We start from the raw sequence: 12,500 nt of genomic DNA, 5'->3' as shown, positions 1-12,500 counted from the left end.
TTCGGCACGGCCCGAGCGTAGCTCCGGGAGATGTTGACGGGAAGTTCTGAAGTTCGATTGTCCGGACAAACCATTGACACAGTGCCTGGTCCGCCCTCAGTTTGTTCTCATGCGCATCGGACTCATCGGAACGGGTCGTATCGGTACTTTCCACGCGACCGCTCTCAGTCGTCACCGCGAGGTCGGCTCCCTCATCGTGACGGACGCGGACACCGCGCGGGCTCAAGAGCTCGCGGACCGCCTGGGCGAGACGGCGGCGCCCAGTGTGGACGAGATCTTCACCTGGGGCGTGGACGCCATCGTCATCACCGCGGCCACCTCGGCCCACGCCGAACTGATCGGCCGGGCGGCTCGCTCCGGGCTCCCGGTGTTCTGCGAGAAACCCATCGCCCTCGATCTGCCGGGCACGCTGGCCGCGCTCGCCGAGGTCGACGCCGCCGGAACGGTTCTGCAGCTGGGCTTCCAGCGCCGCTTCGACGCGGGCTACACGGCCGCGCGCGAGGCGGTCCGGTCGGGACGCCTCGGACGGCTGCACACCGTCCGGGCGATGACGTCCGACCAGTCGCCGCCGCCGGCCGACTACCTCCCGCTCTCCGGCGGGCTCTACCGGGACTGCCTGGTCCACGACTTCGACATACTGCGATGGGTCACGGGCCACGAGGTCGTCGAGGTGTACGCGACCGGCTCCGACGCCGGGCCCGCGATGTTCCGCGAGGCGAACGATGTCGACACGGCCGCCGCCGTCCTCACCCTGGACGACGGCACGCTCGCCACGGCGACGGCCACCCGGTTGAACGGCGCGGGCTACGACGTCCGCATGGAGCTGGCCGGCGAACTGGACCAGATCGGCGTCGGCCTGGACGACCGTACGCCGATCGCCTCCACGGAACCGGCCGGGCCGCCGCCCGCCGACAAGCCGTGGATGGGCTTCCTGGAGCGCTTCGGCCCCGCGTACGAGGCCGAGCTCGCCGCCTTCGTCGAGGTCGTCCGCGGCGAACGCGCCAACCCGTGCGACGGCCGGGAGGCCCTGCACGCGCTGCGCATCGCGGAGGCCTGCGAGCTGTCGCGGCACGAGCGGCGCCCGGTGCGGCTGTCGGAGATCCCCGGCGCGCGGGGCTGAACCCAAGCCTTCCGCGGTGCGGCTCCGCCTGTGCGGAGCCGCACCGCGACGGTCTGGAGGCCGCCGGACCCGGGTGCGGCCCCTGAAGGCCGGGGCGCACCCGGAGTGCGGGTTACTTGGAGGCCGCGCGGACGAGGCCGTCCAGCCACGCCTGGTGGCCGTTGAGCATCGGGTTCGGGCGCTCGCTCGCGAGGGCCGCGGCGGGCTCGCCGATCTGGGTCTCCTGGGTCAGGATCCGCACCCGGCCGCCGGGCAGGTCCTCCACCAGCCAGGCGTGCAGCACATCGAGCTGCTCCTCTGGCTTGCCGTCCTGCTCGGCGGTCCAGGACAGCCGGCCCGGGACACCCTCGGCCGGGGCCTGGAACTCGACGACGTGGGCGTCCAGGGGCGGGAAGCCGAAGGTGCCGAAGCTGAAGACGAGGTCGTTCTTCAGCTCGGGGCCACCGCCCTGCGGGAAGGAGATGTCGGCGACGTTGTCGTAGTAGCCCTCCCACTCGGAGGTGTCGATCAGGTAGTGCCAGACGTCGGTGGCGTTGAGGTCCTTGGCGATGACCTCGTTGGAGACGAAGTTGTCGCCGGTGCCGGGCAGGTACTTCGCGGGCCAGTTGATGGCGTGCTGCGTCGTCATGGGGATGTTCCTTTGCGTGTGTGGGGGTCGGGGGCAGGCGAGCTTCCTGAGCAGCTCGGCGGCGAGGGGGCCGGAGGATGCCGGGTTCTGGCCGGTGACGACGTTGCGGTCGACCTCGACGTGCGCCGCCCACGGCTCGCCCGTCTCGACGTGCTGTCTCCCGTGCTCCGGGCTGCATCGTCGCCACTCGGGCGGTCCGTCCCCACTCGGGCGGTCCGTCCGCACTCGGGCGGTCCGTCCGCACTCGGCGACGTCCAAGAAAGTAGGCCGGGCTCCTATCCGATTACCAATAGAGAGGCCGATTCCTGCTATCGGAACCCCGATGGAATCGGTCGCTACGCTGGATGCCATGAAGAACCAGACGCTCGCCACGGGCGAGATCCTGGGCAGGACCACAAGCGAGGCTCCCGGCGCAACCCCGGCGGCCGGTGGCAAGCAGCTCCCGCCGCACGCGGACCTGAACCTGCTGCGCACGTTCCTGGCCGTGTACCGCTCGGGGTCGTTCACGGCGGCCGCGCCGCGGCTCGGACTGTCCCAGCCGACCGTGACCGCGCAGATCCGCACCCTGGAACAGCAGACCGGGCGCGAGCTGTTCACCCGGTTGCCGCGCGGGGTGGAGCCCACGCCCCACGCCCACGAACTCGCCGGGCAGATCGCCGGCCCGCTGGACGCGCTGGCCACGTTGCACGATGCCGGCGCGGTGGCCGCGCCCGTGCATCTGGCCGGACCGTCGGAGCTGCTCTGCGTCCGGGTCCTGCCCGCCCTGGTCCCGCTCGTCGCCGACGGCGTCCAGCTCCGCGTCACCCAGGGCCTGCCCGAGCCCCTGCTCGAGGAGATGCGGGCCGGCCGGCACGACCTGGTGATCGTCTCCCGGCGGCCGCGCGGCCGGGCGCTGGAGTCGGTGCCACTCGCCGACGAGGAGTATCTGCTGGTCGCGAGCCCCGCCTGGGCCGAGCGCGTCGCCGGGCAGGGCGAGGCCGACGACCCGTGCGCCGCCCTGCGCGACGTCCCGATGGTGACGTACGCCGAGGATCTGCCGATCGTGCGCCGCTACTGGCGCAGCATCTTCGGCAAGCAGCTCACCGCCCGCGCGGCCGTCACCGTGCCCAACCTGTACGCGGTGCTGTCGGCGGTCAACGCGGGCGCGGGCTACAGCGTGCTGCCCCGCTCGCTGTGCCAGGAGTACCTGGACTCCGGCCGCCTCGCCCTCCTCCACGAGCCGCAGGAGCCGCCGCTGAACACCCTCTTCCTGGTCCAGCGCCCCGGCGCCGACGCCAACCCTGACGTGAACCGCGTCCGCGACCGCCTCCGGCAGGCGGCCCGAACCTGGTAGACCCGGCATCCGGCAGACGCCGCGCGGACGCACGGCGCGTCAGAGTTCGGGACTGTTGGCCGCGGCGGCGAGGACCGTGTCGAGCAGCCCGGGAAAGCGGGCATCCAGATCCTCGCGGCGCAGCCGGTTCATCTTGGCGGTACCCCGGTAGACCTGGCGCAGCACTCCGCTCTCCCGCAGCGCCCGGTAGTGACGGGTGCGGGTCGACTTGGTGACCGGCAGCTCGATGTCGCTGCAGGACAGCTCTCCGCCGTCCTCGGCCAGCGCGCGGACGACGCGCATCCGCATCGGGTCGGCGAGCTCGTTCGTCCTGTTTCCGGTGACGATGCGACGGGCGCCACGCGTCGAGGAGCCGGGCGTGACGATCGTGTACGCGTGGTAATTCTGCCGCACCCCTCTGACCAGGGCTTACGAAGACCGGAACGGCTGTGACCTGCTAGGACGGGTTGCATAGGTGATCGGAGGCAGTCAGAGGAAAACGCTCTGATTCGACCCCGATTCGACCGGGGCCGCTCAGAGTCGGTCAGAGGCAACCGCCCTCTGTTCCGGCTCCGAGTCGGCCGAGGTCGGACGGTGTCGATCAGGGCGTGAGTCCCCTGACGGCCACCCCGATTCGACGTGGTCGAGCCGTGATGGGAACGCCTGCCTCCACTCGGCCCAGGCATACGAACGCCTCCAGTACGGCAATCCTGGAGGCTTCGCTGGCACCGATTGGAGGTCGGTTCCGGACGCCGCCCGTGGTTTTAGCAATCCTCGGCCCGGCCAAGAGGGGCCAAGCCAGTCAGCATCAGGTTTTGCGGACTTTCGCTGGTGAAACCGGCGACAAATAGGCTGGCAAATGCCCAAGCGAGAGCTTGGAGGGCCCAGCCGGTGAGGACGAGGGCGTGGCCGGCGGCGTTGTCGGTGATGTGGCAGCTGTTGCGGACTCCGGCTTTGATCAGAGGCAGCCCCAGCTCAAGGCCGATGCCGATGCGGTCGACGCTGGTACACCGGTTCACCGTAGTACGGGGGTTCCCGGCGACGTCCAGGCCACCATGGGCGCCGGGGCCCAGCGATGTCATAGACATCGCAACGAGGGCCACGGCGAGAAGGCCGAGAAGGGCCCGCCACGTCTGGTAGCCGTACCCGAGCGTGAGCCAGGTCAGGCGTCCCCAGGCTCTTTCTCCACGAGTGGTTGCTGCCCTGCGCAGTTGGTCGCGGCGCTGTGTAATGAGTACGGTACGTGCCTCGCGATCATGGCCCGCTGCACGATGCGCTGCGGCCAGTTACTGGTAGGGCTGTGCCGTGTAGGACGGGGTCGCTTCTTGCAGTAGCTTCAGCCAGGTGCGCCAGTGGCCTTCAGGCAGGCCCGCGTACTGCAGTCCGTCCACTTCCAGTCGGCGCGAGGGCATCGCATGCTCAAGGCGGCTCGGATCGAAGAACAGAGCGCCGCTGATACGCGCCCCCGACAACTCAACGGTGCCGTCCTCGCCGCCTCCCACGGCCTCGAATCCCTTGCGCAGAAGGATATCCTCGCCAACCTGCAGATTGCGCGCGTGCAGGGCAGGGCCGGTGTCGTTGCGCAGCTTCGCACCACGGCAATTGAGGGTGCCGCCGATGCGCGCCCCGGACAGCCGGACCGCGCCCCATGCGCCACTGCCCGTCGCTTCGAATCCGTCCCATAGGAAGACGTCCTGCTCAGCGCGTAGGTTGTCGGCATGCAGGGCGGGGCCGGCGTCGTTGCGCAGCTGTGCCCCGGTGCAGATCAACGAGCCGCCGATGCGCGCCCCGAACAGCCGCACCGCTCCGTCCTCGCTGCTGCTCATCGCTTTGAACCCGTCAGCGAGAAAGGCGGGTTGATCGACCTGCAGGTTGTCCGCGTGCAGGGCGGGGCCGTCGTCGTTGCGCAGCTGTGCGCCGGTGCAGACCAGAGCGCCGCCGACGCGCGCCCCGAACAGCCGCACCGCTCCCTGCTCGCCGCTGCCTGTGGCCTCGAATCCGTCCCGCAGGAAGACGTCCTGGTCAACGCGGAGGTTGTCGGCGTGCAGGGCTGCGCCGACGCTATTGAGCAGTCTCGCCCCGCTGCAGTCGAGGACACCACCGATATGGGCGCCTACCAGGCTGACGGCGCCATGGGAGGAGGCGCTCAGCACCGTCGCGCCCTTGAGGGAGACCACCGGAGCAACAAGCCTGTCCGCATCAACAGGCGGCCGGTCTGGGTGTTGCAGCAGACAGCCGTTCAGTGAGAGAGCGGACAAGCGGGCGTCCTGTGCCCTCACTCCGCTAGTGAGCAGGCAGTCACGGAGCTCCAGTGGTACGTCAGAGGTGAGATGTGTCAGATCCAGGCGCCCTTCAATACGAACGGCACGCAGCCTGAGTCCGCGTGGATCTGGTTCTGGAGCCAAACGCCCGCGCAGGATGTCGCGGATCACGCTGGCAGGAATGGTGAGCTCTTCTCCCCAGAAGCGCATCGCCGGCTCGTCCACGTCCTCGCCACCAGCCAGATCCATGAACTCGCCGCGGGTTACGCAGTCGACCAGCCTCTGCACCAGTTCTGTCACTGTGCCCCCCGCCGGCTACAACCACCACTCATCCCACCTACTGCACGATGCGTCCCGAACCATGCGGCTCAGCAGGCAATGGACATCGTCTTTCGACTGTGATGACGCGCGTGACGTGTATTGCCCCAACGCGGCATACATACCCGGTGCCCACGCCTCAGCCACCCGGCCGGCGCAGAGGGTGCACCTATAGCAGTGGATCGACCCCGAGGCTGGCACCACCCCCCGGGCGGTGCCGTGTCCGCGGTTCCCGTTCACTGAGATCGCTGAGCTTCGTCTGTTCAGCAGGGGTGCGACGCATGACCGACGCGTTTTCCAGCGTGGGTGACGCGCAATAGATCCCCGACTCATTCGAAGAGGCCGACATTACTCCTGGCACCCACGCGACATGTTGTTCGCGAGTGAGGAACAGCGGCCCTCATGCGCCGGCGGAGCGCTGCAATACCGGCGCGGGGCTCCAGTTGGTCGGGCGCATCGCCCGCACATGCGCCCCACGCACCTCAGCAAACTGGGTGCTCGCGGCGAGGAGTTGCTGCCCCGCGCCACGCGGGGCCCACTCCTTGTGGGCCGTCATATGGGCAGCGACCATGCCAGCGGCCACCGGCGTGGCGAACGCCGTGCCGCTCAGGTACGCGTACCCCTCGAACATCACCTGGTCCGGCTTGGTAGCGAGGCTGCTGGCCTCGCTCGGCTCGCCCGTGCGCCGCGGGTACTGGCAGGTGCACATGTATCGGGCACCGAAGCGGCAGACCGCGTGCGTGGAGTACTGGTAGACGTACGGGACGGGCGCGACGAAGCCGGTGAGCGTGCTAATGAGGCGCTCGCCGGGGGCGTAGACGTCCACCCAAGAGCCATGGTTGCTGAAGCAGGCACCGTACTCGCCATCGCTGCGCAGCGCGCCGACCGACAACACGACGTCCTCGTAGCCAGGTACGGAGGCGTAGGCGGCAGGCCAGAACGGCGTCGCGCTGGCGTTGTCTCCGGCCGCTGCGACCAGCAGGGTGCGCTGTTGACGCAGCTCCTCCATGAAGCTCTCCATGCCGAGCAGGCCATCCGTACGGCCGTTGGAAGTGCCAGCGGACAGGACGATGACGTCCGGCCAGCCGTGCGTGTCCACGACGTCGAACAGCCTCTCGCCGAACTCAGCCTCCAGGATGGCACCGGAATCGTTGAGCGTGTTGCGGACGATGATGTCCGTGTTGGGTGCGACGGCCGCGAGGACGCCGGCGATGAACGTACCGTGACCGACGTACGGCAGGAGGACGCCGTCGCTGTCGGTCTCGGTGCCGTGCAGGTCGCCCTGGACATGGGCGAGCAGTGGGACGACTGTGTAGTCATGGGTGAGGCCGTTGTCGATGACGAGGACGTCGACGGCGGTGCCCGCGACGTAGCGGGCCTCGGCCAGGGCAGGGTTGGTCCCCTGGGTGAGTGAGGCGGGTACGGCCTCGTCGCCAGGCCCAGCGCTGACGGGGGCGATCGACACCACATGGTTACGGCTGATCAGGCGCCGTCCGGCGCGTCCCTCCGCCTCCCTCAGCGCCCTCAGCGCGGCCGCAACCATGCGATCACCACGCCGGTCGCCGAGGCTCGGATCGCCCACCTGGATGCGTGTGACGCCCGAGCGGTTGGTCTCCAGACTCACCCGGCGCACATGGTCGGGGTTCAGCCCAGGCGCCTCGGTGAAGTGCATGCGCACGGTGTCCTCGACGAAACGGGCTTCCTCGCCGTCGCGGGCCAGCACGACGCCCTTCTCGTAGATGAACTCACTGAAATCGTCCGGCCCCACCGCCAAGGGGACGTCTGGCATCGAGCTCTGAACCTGCTCGAATCTCGACAATCCTCGACTCAAAACTCGCCGCAGCGGCTTCGAATGTGGTGAGGTCTCGCGGTCGCGGAACCGCTTGGTGCGTTGATGCGACTCCAGGAGAGCGGCGCGGGCCGCCGTGGACTGGGGATGGCGGGCGCCCAGCAGGGTCGATGACCGTTGGGCAGCAACCTCCAACACACCTGTGGTGCGCGCCATGGTGTCCAGATCACGGCGCGTCTCCGCCACCGCGTGCTGGGCCGAGGCCATGATGACGAGAGCTTCCAGCGCCCTGGGGTGGTCACCGCCCCAGCGATCGATCTGTTGGCTACATACCTCGACGAGGTGCTGGCCCAGCATCTGCGCGTCCTGCTGGTCACGCGAACCGGACAGCCGCTCGCTGCGGAACCTCACGCACACTGTACGCATCCGTACGTCCAGCCATGCCTCACCGCTGTCGGCCGGGATGAGTTCCTCGGCCTGACCGGCATACCGCTGAGCCTGAGGCCACTCTCCAAGGCTGGCTTCCAGAACGCTGAGCTGGGTGAGCGTGATGGCCCTTTCCAACGTTGTCCGAGCGGCTTCCTGGGCTTTCTGGAGAGCCTCGCGTGCCCCCTGGCCATTCCCGCTCTCAGCCAGAGCGGTGGCCATCCGGTTGTGGACCACGCACACGTGCTCCGCAGGCACCCGTGCATTCCCCACCCAGTCGCTGATCACCTGGGTTGCGTGCGCGTAATCTGCCTGCGCCTCCTCGCCCAGCTCCCGGAGCATGGCCAGGAAATAGGACATGTGGCCCGCAGCGGCGCCGCTGTCGAGTAGATGCTCATCTTCGCTGAGACGACGCACCTCGTCGTGCAGTTCGGCCCAGGCCTGCCGATCACCTCGCACCGCCGCTTCGGCGGCATCGATTCGCCGCTGCCACCGAGATGGGGAGGTCTCACCCACGCTCATCGAGGTCCCCTCCCAACGCGAGGTCTCCAAGCCGTTGCAACGTCCGGCGCCGTTGTTCCGCGGCTTCCGCCGCCGTGATGTAGCCGCCCTCCTCCCATTGCTTCAGCCGCTTGAGAAGAACATCGGCCTCATGCGCAGGTATCCAATCGGGCGCAGTGTCACTGTCGTCCGAGGCGGACCCGCTGGACGGCGGTTCTGCAGCAAGGATCCAGTCGCGCAGCCGATGGACTCTGAATTGCGGGAACTGATCCATTGCGTGTTGTACAGACGCAGCGAACAGAACGTTGCTCCCCCTGTTGGGGTCTTCGCGACTGCGCTGCTCCTCCATCAGGATCCCCACGACCGGACGTTTTGGGTCGGTGTCCACGGGACTTCCGGAGTACCCGGCGTAGGTCCCCAGCTCCTGCTCCACCGTCAGCTGGACGCCTTTGAACCCGCCGCCTGCAAGGCTGGGGTAGTCGACCGGCTCATGCGTCACGTATCCGCTCAGCTGTGTGGACTCTCCCGGCGGACAGTACGTGACGCGCCACCTCGTATTCGGACGCGGCCAATCCGTCTTCGGAGCCAGTGGCAGCTCGTGGGACCGCGCGTCGTCGACGGCTATCAGGGCAAGGTCGGCGCCCTTGACCGAGTCGCACAGCCGCCCGGGAATGAGCCGCCCGTCCGGCAGTTCGAGTTCCGCGCGACAGTCGTCCGACGACAGCTCCCGTACGCAATGCATGGCCGTGAGCACGAACTCTTGCGTCAGGAGGAAGCCTGCGCCGAGAGGACGGCCGCCCTTCCTGATCCGCACCCAGTAGTGCCGTTCGGTCATGGCGCGCCAGTGGTCCGTTGCACGGTGAGCGTCACCTCGAACGAGGCTTCCGCCGATGCCTTCGAAAGGATCACCCCGGCCTCGGCCGCCAGCGTGAGCCCGAAGACCACCTGCATGCTCGTGACGGACCAGCCGTGCCGTTCCGGCACCTGGGCAAGAGATTCCTGCGCGATCGCCGACGCCTGCACGATCGCTTCCCCCAACTCCTCCGAGCGGTCAGCCAGCGGCGCGGACTGGCGTGTCCTGCTCCCAATCTGCCTGGTTCCGTGTCCATCGAGCTCCACGGTTTCAACTCGCACCAGCGGTACGGCAGTTACCTGCGGCAATTCCCCCATAGTGGAGCCCCTCCCCCACGACCAGGCCGACCGCCTCAGCGTAGTCCCGCGAGCTCGCGTGCCGACATCTGTGTGACGAATTTGCTCTCTTCAGCGAGAGAGCTGGTCGGGGGCCAGGCCACGCCGACGAACAGTGCCAAGGCCTCCAGGGGCCGGACGCGCACACGGCATGGAGACGTCATGCGGCAGGTTAACTTCCCGAAAACTCATCGGACTTGACGGGAAAATCTTCGAACTTGACATTGACATGCCACCGTCTACGCGCGTCATCATGGCCCCATGAGATTCCCCCCACGAATCACTCGCATCGGCGCCGCAGCCGCCGTCCTGTCCGCCCTCCTTGTGGGCGGCACCGTCACCGCCAACGCCGCGGACACGTCCGCCGCGGCAGTCGGCAGCATCTGCTACGGCAGCCTGCCGTCCCAGGCACACGACACGCTGGAACTGATCGAGCAGGGCGGTCCCTTCCCCTACTCGCAGGACGGCAGCGTCTTCCAGAACCGGGAAGGCATCCTTCCCAGCCAGTCCACTGGCTACTATCACGAGTACACAGTGATCACGCCCGGTTCGTCCACGCGCGGTGCCCGTCGCATCGTCACCGGTGAGGAGAACCAGGAGGACTACTACACCTCCGACCACTACGCCTCGTTCAAGCTGGTCAACTACAGCTGCTGACCAGTACGAGGCGTTCGCCGGAAGCCCGGCGTGTGCTCATCAAGGCTTCCGGCTCTCGGCGGCCGCGAACAGCGCGAACGACAGCACCAGCAGCGCGATGCTCCCGTAGATCTCGCGGCCGTCGAGGAAGTCGAGCCGTTGTACGAGGCCCCAGCCGCGCAGCCAGCCGGTGAACTCGTACACCAGGCCTGCCACGCCCTGAATGACGGCGATCACACGGAGAAACTCCAGCACCTGCTTCATGCAAGGCTCCTCGCCCCGCGGACCCCCCACTCTCATCGGCCGCGGGGCGAGGTGCATCCGGTCGAGGTCCGGTGGCCCGCGTGCTGAGAACCGCGTTGTCGCCCACCAGCAGGCGTCCTCGGGAAGGCGCGCTGCTACCTGACGCCGGCCAAGATCTCCACACGCCCCGCATGCCGCCGACGCTCTGCCAGCCACGGCACGGCTGTCAGTGTCGCCGTGCACAATGCGCAGTCACAAGGAAGGCGAGACTTGTCCTGCAGGTGACAAGAGGGGCTCTTCGCAGTTGAGGGTGTAGTCGGGCTGCGCGCGTGGCTGACGGCCGGCGCTCACTCAGCCTTCCTCGTCGCGTTCCTCCTCGTCCCCGCGCCGACGGCGCGCTCGCTCGGCGATCCCGCTGGAGAGCTTGCCCTTTACCGAGCTGGCCCGGTCGAGGGTCTCGTTGCCGAGGCCTCTGGCGGCATCGACGCCCATTGCTCCTGTCTCGAGCGCCTTGTCCCTCGCCTCCGCGGCCGCGTCCACCCATCGGCCGCCGCAGGCCCCTGGAGCAGGCACACCACGATCGACAACGCCTACTACGACGCGGGCCCTCGGAAGTCCGCTCGCAGCAGGTCTTCACCACGCCGGCAAGCGTCGGCGTCCTGTGCTCGATCGCCCTTGCCCGGCCCGTGTCCGGTTCCGAACCCGTCAGCATGTAGAGGTAGTTCGCGGCGTACGGCAGTCCTCACGGGGCTCGACCGGTCCAGGCCCTGACCCTGGCGATACAGCGCCGTCAGCAGCGTCGGTACGGCCGCCATGGCCGCGTGCCGTTTCATCCGAGTGGGCCTCACGCCCCCTGCCGGTCGGCTCGGCCTCCCGATCACGCTCGACCCCAGACCGGGCAGGCCACCGACCAAACTCACTCCACCGACCTCACGGCAATTCTTCATCAGTCGACGGCCTTCAAGTGGCCCAGGGCCTCTCCGAGTTCGAGTTCGGTGGCACCACGGGTCTGGAAGCCCTGCTTGAACAGCTCAGCCGTGCGCTGCTGTACTTTCTCGCCTCGGACGAGTTGCTGGAACAGCGCGGCGTCTGCGCGTACTTCGGCAGGAGCCGGCAGGCTGATGGCGTTGATTGCCGACTTGGCTGCGATCAGCGCATCGCGGGGGAAACCGCTCATGCGCGCGGCGATGCCTGCTACGAAGTCGTCCAGTTCGGCGTCAGGGACCGCACGATTGACCCATCCATAGCGTTCGGCGAGGTCGGCGTCGAAGTCCGACGACGTCAGCACGGCTTCGAGTGCACGGCCCCGGCCCAGCAGACGGGTGAGGTGCTGGATCGCGCCCGCGCCGGGGGGTGCTCCGATTCCCACTTCGGGCTGGCCCAGGATGGCGTTCTCCCGGGAGGCGAAGCGCATGTCGCAGGCAAGGAGGAACTCACTGCCCGCGCCCCGGGCACGGCCGCGCAGCTTGGCGATGGTGACAGCCGGGAGCCGGCTCAGCTTGCGAAACAGCATTCCGAGGGAGGCATCGCCAGGGCCTCCGGCCTTCGCGGCCTCAGCGGTGTACTCGGGGACTTTCGTCATGTCGACGTGCGGGAAGAAGAAGTCGGCGTCCGCACTGTCGAAGATCACCACGCGTGGGGCAGTCGGGTGGGACAGTTCCTCGAGCAGTGCGACCAGGTCCCGCACGACCTCGGGACCGATGAGGTTCATCGGCGGCGCGTTGAACGTGGCAGACAGAACGGTGCCATCCAGCCTGGTCTTGATGGTTTCGTACGAGGCGGTCATCTCGGTCTTCCTGTCATCGCTCAGCCCCGTCCTTCTCGTGGACGCGGTGCAGGGTGATGTCGTGGGATTCGGCGGTTGCGACGACCTGGAACGGGGATGGTGACCCGGCCGAAGCTCATCGCGCCGCGCCAGATCGCCCCGGGCTTGAAAGTGAGCCTTTCGCCAGGTTTTGCCATGCTATGGCACCCCTCGCCAGTGGGCTCCCTGGGGTGGTCCGGACCGAGCTGGAATCGAATATCTGTCCGATGCATGCCCGACAGGTCGGTAAGGGTTCGCTGTAGCACCGTCGTCA

13 protein-coding genes and 2 pseudogenes are annotated in these 12,500 nt (G+C 68.1%); 3 read left to right on the top strand and 12 right to left on the bottom strand.

Going from position 1 to position 12,500, the window contains the following annotated elements; all coding sequences use genetic code 11:
• The first annotated feature begins 109 nt into the window (after nt 1-109).
• On the top strand, nt 110-1,120 hold the full coding sequence (locus ACX28W_RS33855) for a Gfo/Idh/MocA family protein (protein ID WP_459003822.1): 1,011 nt from the start codon (nt 110-112) through the stop codon (nt 1,118-1,120).
• 112 nt (nt 1,121-1,232) lie between these two features.
• On the opposite strand, the gene ACX28W_RS33850 is transcribed toward ACX28W_RS33855, so the two are convergent.
• Nucleotides 1,233-1,748, bottom strand: coding sequence for an SRPBCC family protein (locus tag ACX28W_RS33850; protein WP_459003836.1), 516 nt, complete (start codon nt 1,746-1,748; stop codon nt 1,233-1,235).
• 39 nt (nt 1,749-1,787) lie between these two features.
• Nucleotides 1,788-1,898 (bottom strand): annotated as a pseudogene (locus tag ACX28W_RS33845) (type 1 glutamine amidotransferase domain-containing protein); the annotation flags it as partial.
• Between the two features lie 199 nt (nt 1,899-2,097).
• On the opposite strand from ACX28W_RS33845, the gene ACX28W_RS33840 reads away from it, so the two are divergent.
• Nucleotides 2,098-3,081 carry a LysR family transcriptional regulator gene (locus tag ACX28W_RS33840; RefSeq protein ID WP_459003821.1) on the top strand — a complete coding sequence of 328 codons (984 nt, stop codon included), beginning with the start codon at nt 2,098-2,100 and terminating at the stop codon, nt 3,079-3,081.
• 39 nt (nt 3,082-3,120) lie between these two features.
• Here ACX28W_RS33840 and ACX28W_RS33835 read toward each other — a convergent pair whose 3' ends face one another.
• The 6 genes from ACX28W_RS33835 to ACX28W_RS33810 form a co-directional block, all read right to left on the bottom strand.
• Nucleotides 3,121-3,474, bottom strand: a complete 354-nt coding sequence (locus ACX28W_RS33835) for an ArsR/SmtB family transcription factor (protein ID WP_459003820.1) — start codon at nt 3,472-3,474, stop codon at nt 3,121-3,123.
• Between the two features lie 350 nt (nt 3,475-3,824).
• Nucleotides 3,825-4,079, bottom strand: coding sequence for a hypothetical protein (locus ACX28W_RS33830; RefSeq protein WP_459003819.1), 255 nt, complete (start codon nt 4,077-4,079; stop codon nt 3,825-3,827).
• A gap of 267 nt (nt 4,080-4,346) precedes the next feature.
• Nucleotides 4,347-5,621 carry a hypothetical protein gene (locus ACX28W_RS33825; RefSeq protein ID WP_459003818.1) on the bottom strand — a complete coding sequence of 425 codons (1,275 nt, stop codon included), beginning with the start codon at nt 5,619-5,621 and terminating at the stop codon, nt 4,347-4,349.
• 418 nt (nt 5,622-6,039) lie between these two features.
• Entirely contained in the window at nt 6,040-7,428 is a 1,389-nt protein-coding gene (locus ACX28W_RS33820) for a S8/S53 family peptidase (RefSeq protein WP_459003835.1), read from the bottom strand.
• A 934-nt stretch (nt 7,429-8,362) separates the two neighbouring features.
• A complete protein-coding gene (locus tag ACX28W_RS33815; RefSeq protein WP_459003817.1) occupies nt 8,363-9,190 on the bottom strand; it encodes a S1 family peptidase in 828 nt (275 codons plus the stop codon).
• The gene (locus ACX28W_RS33810) at nt 9,187-9,525 is read right to left on the bottom strand and encodes a CU044_2847 family protein (RefSeq protein WP_459003816.1); all 339 of its coding nucleotides are present in this window, start codon (nt 9,523-9,525) and stop codon (nt 9,187-9,189) included. Before ACX28W_RS33810 ends, ACX28W_RS33815 begins: the two co-directional genes overlap by 4 nt.
• A gap of 279 nt (nt 9,526-9,804) precedes the next feature.
• Here ACX28W_RS33810 and ACX28W_RS33805 point away from each other — a divergent pair, with 279 nt between their 5' ends.
• On the top strand, nt 9,805-10,200 hold the full coding sequence (locus ACX28W_RS33805; protein ID WP_459003815.1) for a guanyl-specific ribonuclease: 396 nt from the start codon (nt 9,805-9,807) through the stop codon (nt 10,198-10,200).
• A gap of 39 nt (nt 10,201-10,239) precedes the next feature.
• Here ACX28W_RS33805 and ACX28W_RS33800 read toward each other — a convergent pair whose 3' ends face one another.
• The 4 genes and pseudogenes from ACX28W_RS33800 to ACX28W_RS33785 all read right to left on the bottom strand — a co-directional run bounded on the left by ACX28W_RS33800 (nt 10,240) and on the right by ACX28W_RS33785 (nt 12,208).
• Nucleotides 10,240-10,443: a hypothetical protein gene (locus ACX28W_RS33800; RefSeq protein WP_459003814.1), complete on the bottom strand. Its 204-nt coding sequence runs from the start codon at nt 10,441-10,443 to the stop codon at nt 10,240-10,242.
• A gap of 330 nt (nt 10,444-10,773) precedes the next feature.
• Nucleotides 10,774-10,914, bottom strand: a complete 141-nt coding sequence (locus ACX28W_RS33795; protein ID WP_459003840.1) for a hypothetical protein — start codon at nt 10,912-10,914, stop codon at nt 10,774-10,776.
• A gap of 172 nt (nt 10,915-11,086) precedes the next feature.
• Nucleotides 11,087-11,243, bottom strand: a pseudogene (locus tag ACX28W_RS33790) (citrate/2-methylcitrate synthase); the annotation flags it as partial.
• Nucleotides 11,244-11,368: 125 nt separating this feature from the next.
• Nucleotides 11,369-12,208: an enoyl-CoA hydratase/isomerase family protein gene (locus ACX28W_RS33785; RefSeq protein ID WP_459003813.1), complete on the bottom strand. Its 840-nt coding sequence runs from the start codon at nt 12,206-12,208 to the stop codon at nt 11,369-11,371.
• Nucleotides 12,209-12,500 lie beyond the last annotated feature (292 nt).

The sequence above is a fragment of the Streptomyces sp. SD15 genome (assembly GCF_054462255.1).
Note: the sequence above shows the minus strand (reverse complement) of the source record. Positions and strands in the feature narration are given on the sequence as shown.

Coding starts and splice junctions, on each gene's coding strand:
- ACX28W_RS33855 (WP_459003822.1), top strand. CDS start 110: ATGCGCATCGGACTCATCGGAACGGGTCGTATCGGTACTTTCCACGCG.
- ACX28W_RS33850 (WP_459003836.1), bottom strand. CDS start 1,748: ATGACGACGCAGCACGCCATCAACTGGCCCGCGAAGTACCTGCCCGGC.
- ACX28W_RS33840 (WP_459003821.1), top strand. CDS start 2,098: ATGAAGAACCAGACGCTCGCCACGGGCGAGATCCTGGGCAGGACCACA.
- ACX28W_RS33820 (WP_459003835.1), bottom strand. CDS start 7,428: ATGCCAGACGTCCCCTTGGCGGTGGGGCCGGACGATTTCAGTGAGTTC.
- ACX28W_RS33815 (WP_459003817.1), bottom strand. CDS start 9,190: ATGACCGAACGGCACTACTGGGTGCGGATCAGGAAGGGCGGCCGTCCT.
- ACX28W_RS33810 (WP_459003816.1), bottom strand. CDS start 9,525: ATGGGGGAATTGCCGCAGGTAACTGCCGTACCGCTGGTGCGAGTTGAA.
- ACX28W_RS33805 (WP_459003815.1), top strand. CDS start 9,805: ATGAGATTCCCCCCACGAATCACTCGCATCGGCGCCGCAGCCGCCGTC.
- ACX28W_RS33800 (WP_459003814.1), bottom strand. CDS start 10,443: ATGAAGCAGGTGCTGGAGTTTCTCCGTGTGATCGCCGTCATTCAGGGC.
- ACX28W_RS33795 (WP_459003840.1), bottom strand. CDS start 10,914: ATGGGCGTCGATGCCGCCAGAGGCCTCGGCAACGAGACCCTCGACCGG.
- ACX28W_RS33785 (WP_459003813.1), bottom strand. CDS start 12,208: ATGACCGCCTCGTACGAAACCATCAAGACCAGGCTGGATGGCACCGTT.